Genomic DNA, 3,615 nt, shown 5'->3' on the forward strand with positions numbered 1-3,615 from the left:
CAACGTGGCGCTCGATGATGACGGAATGCGGATCCGGCTGGACCGCTCAAAGGGCGATCGCACCAGTCAGGGTGTCGAGGTGGCGATCCCGAGGGGGATTACTGCCCTGTGTCCGGTCCGGGCCTATGAAGCGTGGCTTCGGAAGGCGAAACTGGCCGAGGCCAAGGGACCGGTTTTCCGGCGCGTGTGGCTCCCGCCTGCTGCCGAGGCCGGTCAGCCCCCTGCCCTGCCCGCCATGGGTTCAGAGGCGCTGTCTGACCGGTCTGTGGCCCGCATCATTCAGAAGCGCTGCCTCGATGCGGGACTGGCAGGCGATTTCGGCGGACACAGCCTGCGACGCGGAGCGATCACCACAGGAGCTCGTGACGGCACGGATCTGGTCTCGCTCAAGCGTTTCTCCCGCCACCAGACCTTCGGGGTGGTGGAGAAATATATCGAGGTCGAGGACGCCATGACCAAGCATCCAGGGCGCAGTCGGTTCTGATTGGGCCTAGAATGAATTCAGGTGTGCACTTTACCGGGATTTGCGGTGAAATCCTCGATCTTCTCGATCCTCTTTTGTGCCGCGCAAGTGTGAACTTTAGCGGAGCCATCCGCGAGGGCAGAAGAATCGCTCGGAACTGGTAAGATATCTTGGCTATCCCGTGCACTTTGGCGGGGAAGGTGTGCACTTTAGCGTCGGAAGTGTGCACTTTTCCGGAGAGTGATACGCTAAAAGCGGGACTCTTCCGTGTTGTCCTGTGCACTTTAACGGGACAAACTAATATATAACTAATATCTTCTACTAAGCATCCTCCCTCTAAAGTGCACATCCGTGCCAGAGCATTTCCGCTCCCCGGTAAAGTTCACGGAGACAGATTAACTAGCTTTAGTCATACTCTCCATGTCGGAGAGATTGGCATGGCTAAAGTTCATCGAATTATAGAGCAGATAGGGCGCCAAGGCGCGCTTCAGCTTGATATAGATCGACGCGTGATCGACATCGCGAGTGGTTATATGTCGAGCGAAGAACTTGGCATTGGCTTTTTGTATTCTGGCTGGGCCCAAGCTGCATTGCCGCATAGAAGACTTAAGTCGAGCGCTGCATGGCAAGTAAAAAGCGATCACGTAACGCTGCTCGTTGAGCCGGGACGGAGACCAGGGAAAGACGCCGAGCCTGAGTACGTAGGAGTTCCCTATGGAAGTAAAGCCCGCTTGATTATGCTTTATCTTCAGACCGAGGCACTGAAGACAAATAGCCGGGAAATCGAGATAGGAAAAAGCCTCCGATCATGGCTGAACCGCATGGGCATTCCCATCGGAGGAAAGGCAGTCGCAGACGTTCGTGATCAAGCCGAGCGGATTGCGCGTTGTCGTCTGAGCTTTCATATAAAAACTGCCGATAGCACCGGATTCCTAAATCAAAATATCATCGACTCAGGAATGATCACTGAGTACGACGACGCGACAGGGAAACCAACGTCATTCCTTGACGCAGTGAAGTTGTCCGAAAATTTTTTTCAGCAATTAAAACGCCACCCGGTTCCGATAGAAGAGGCCGCCATTAGGCATCTAAATGGTCATTCTCAAGCTTTAGACATTTATTGCTGGCTAGCGTATCGCTTACACGTCTTAAAAAAGCCTACACCCGTTACTTGGGCGGCTTTAAAATTACAATTTGGACCAGGCGTTGCCCGTATGGACCATTTCCGCACAGGCTTTTTAGATAATTTGGGACTGGCATTAGCAGTTTATCCTGCAGCGAAAGTTGACGTCGACCGAACAGGCGCAACCCTGTTTCCCTCCCCACCCCCAGTTAAGCCAAAAACACTCTCGTAAAGACGGGATTACCTTCGGTATACCGTTGACCTACCTTTGTAAGACAGCTAAGAGAAGGCGTAATATTCGTCTGTAAGTGGAATGAGAGGTATACCGAAGGTCTTCCGTTTCCATGCAGTATACTATTCTGGAGAACCTTAATGCCAACTATCGTCTTCGCTTCTCCGAAAGGTGGAGCAGGGAAATCTACGACAGCTATTCTCTTGGCATCGGAGTTTGCACATAACGGTGCCTCCGTAACTCTAATTGACGCTGATCCAAATAAGCCGGTTGCTCGTTGGGCATCACTGCCTGGGAAACCGGATACGTTAAAGGTAATTGAAGACGTTACCGAAAAGACTATTATAAAGACGATTGACCACGAAGCAGAAGAAAGTTCTTTTGTAATAGTAGATCTCGAAGGTACCGCGTCAAGAATGGTACCTTATGCAATGAGCCGTGCGGATCTTGTAATTATCCCTACGAGAGGTTCAGCCCTCGACGCTGTTGAAGCTGTTTCTGCTGTTAGAGAGGTCAGGCAGCAGGAAGAGGCATTTAGAATCAACATTCCCTGTGCCATCTTATTTACCTGCACAAGCGCAGCAATACGACCGCGGACTTTATCTGCTATTGAAGCAGAATTCCGGGAGAACGGCGTACCCGTGTTCTCGGTTCAAGTTCATGAGCGTGATGCATACAGAGCGATTTTTTCTTTCGGAGGTACTATTCGTACTCTCGATCCCAAAAATGCGCGCAATCTTCCGAGTGCCGCAGCGAATATCGAAGCTCTTGCTAGGGAAGTGATAGAATTACTATCCAGCGAACAGGACGTAGATCGATGAAATCACGCACAAGCATCTTTGCGGATCCTCAAAAGGGTGGAGCTATGGATCTTTCCAAATTCAAGCCCGCACCAAAAAACAAAGATACGAGGCCCGCCCCTGAGGAGATTGACCGGATCTCGGAAGGATCCCGATTTGTCAGTAGAGAAAGTGTATCCGAGCCCGAAAACACCGCAGGTAAGGCTGAATCTAATCAAGCCACGAGGAAACCAAGAGCGTATCGAACAGGACGACATCGCGTGGTCAGTGTGAAGACTACAAATGAACACGCAGAACGGTTTTATGAGCTCGCAGACAAATTAGGTTTAAAAGTTGCGGAGACGTTTGAGTTAGCTATAGCGGCACTGGAGCGTGACAATGGTCCATGATCAAATGAGAATGCCCGCAACGGGGGTTTCTTGTTCAAATAGGGAGGTTCCCCTTTCCTACCCCGGTAGACGGTAGACCAACCGTATTCCCTTTCACTAACGTTCTGAACGTGGATGGTGGGGAACACTCCCTGCCCCACCTTTCGGTGTCTGCCCGTGGTAGACTGACCGTAGACCCGGACGCTTGATTGGCTCGTCCTCCCATGAGCGGTAGACGGTAGACCAACCGTATTCCCTTTCACTAACGTTCTGAACGTGGATGGTGGGGAACACTCCCTCCCCCACCTTTCGGTGTCTGCCCGTGGTAGACTGACCGTAGACCCGGACGCTTGATTGGCCCGTCCTGTCATGGATGGTAGACGGTAGACCGACCGTATTCCTTGTCACCGACGGTCTGTACGTGGATGATGGGGAACACTCCCTGCCCCACCTTTCGGTGTCTGCCTGTGGTAGACTGACTGTAGACCCGGACGTTTGATTGGCTCGTCCTCCCATGAGCGGTAGACGGTAGACCAACCGTATTCCCTTTCACTAACGTTCTGAACGTGGATGGTGGGGAACACTCCCTGCCCCACCTTTCGGTGTCTGCCCGTGGTAGACTGACCGTA

3 protein-coding genes and 1 pseudogene are annotated in these 3,615 nt (G+C 52.0%); all 4 read left to right on the plus strand.

Annotated elements, in window-relative coordinates:
• Positions 1 to 484, plus strand: a pseudogene (locus R5H23_RS16315) (integrase); the annotation flags it as partial.
• 416 nt (positions 485 to 900) lie between these two features.
• A complete protein-coding gene (locus R5H23_RS16320; protein ID WP_061928382.1) occupies positions 901 to 1,818 on the plus strand; it encodes a replication protein RepA in 918 nt (305 codons plus the stop codon).
• A gap of 140 nt (positions 1,819 to 1,958) precedes the next feature.
• Positions 1,959 to 2,639, plus strand: a complete 681-nt coding sequence (locus R5H23_RS16325) for a ParA family protein (protein ID WP_061928380.1) — start codon at positions 1,959 to 1,961, stop codon at positions 2,637 to 2,639.
• The gene (locus R5H23_RS16330; protein ID WP_317216078.1) at positions 2,636 to 3,007 is read left to right on the plus strand and encodes a hypothetical protein; all 372 of its coding nucleotides are present in this window, start codon (positions 2,636 to 2,638) and stop codon (positions 3,005 to 3,007) included. The genes R5H23_RS16325 and R5H23_RS16330 overlap by 4 nt, the downstream gene beginning before the upstream one ends.
• Positions 3,008 to 3,615: the final 608 nt, after the last annotated feature.

Source organism: Gluconobacter sp. GP1, from assembly GCF_032913585.1.
Taxonomy (GTDB): Bacteria; Pseudomonadota; Alphaproteobacteria; order Acetobacterales; family Acetobacteraceae; genus Gluconobacter; species Gluconobacter cerinus.

Coding starts and splice junctions, on each gene's coding strand:
- R5H23_RS16320 (WP_061928382.1), top strand. CDS start 901: ATGGCTAAAGTTCATCGAATTATAGAGCAGATAGGGCGCCAAGGCGCG.
- R5H23_RS16325 (WP_061928380.1), top strand. CDS start 1,959: ATGCCAACTATCGTCTTCGCTTCTCCGAAAGGTGGAGCAGGGAAATCT.
- R5H23_RS16330 (WP_317216078.1), top strand. CDS start 2,636: ATGAAATCACGCACAAGCATCTTTGCGGATCCTCAAAAGGGTGGAGCT.